Below are 417 nucleotides of genomic sequence, written 5' to 3' on the forward strand. Positions count from 1 at the left end.
GCATTACTGCGATCAATCATTAACTGTTCTGCTACCGCCCCTGCCGTTAAGCCAGTTTCATTTTTTTGAAGTAACGCTAAGATTTCTTCCTTCCGAGATTTCATGGAATCCTCCTCGATACAACGTTCTGCTTGAAGCTCGTAAAGCGTTATTTCTTCGCTTTACGAGCTCCTTTGTTTTTCGTGTTTTTCTTTTTGTTTTTCTTCTTTTTGCGTGTTTCTTGCGGTTCTTTGACAACAGAATTTACTGTTTCTGGTTTTCTTTCTTTCATACTCTTTTTTTCTGAATACGTATCTTTGGCTACGTTCTTTTTTTCTAGTTCATCTTTGGCTTTTGGCTGCTCATGAAGTGCACCATCATATAAAAAGATTTCCTGATAAGGAATGGCCAATTGTTTCATCAAACGTTGATAATCCC

At 37.6% G+C, this 417-nt stretch carries 1 protein-coding gene; it reads right to left on the reverse strand.

From position 1 onward, the window contains the following. Positions 1 to 148 precede the first annotated feature (148 nt). On the reverse strand, positions 149 to 417 hold a 269-nt coding region (locus D9R02_RS12485), incomplete at its 5' end, for a hypothetical protein (RefSeq protein WP_220700434.1).

Source organism: Kocuria rhizophila, assembly GCF_003667225.1.
Classification (GTDB): Bacteria; Actinomycetota; Actinomycetes; order Actinomycetales; family Micrococcaceae; genus Kocuria; species Kocuria rhizophila.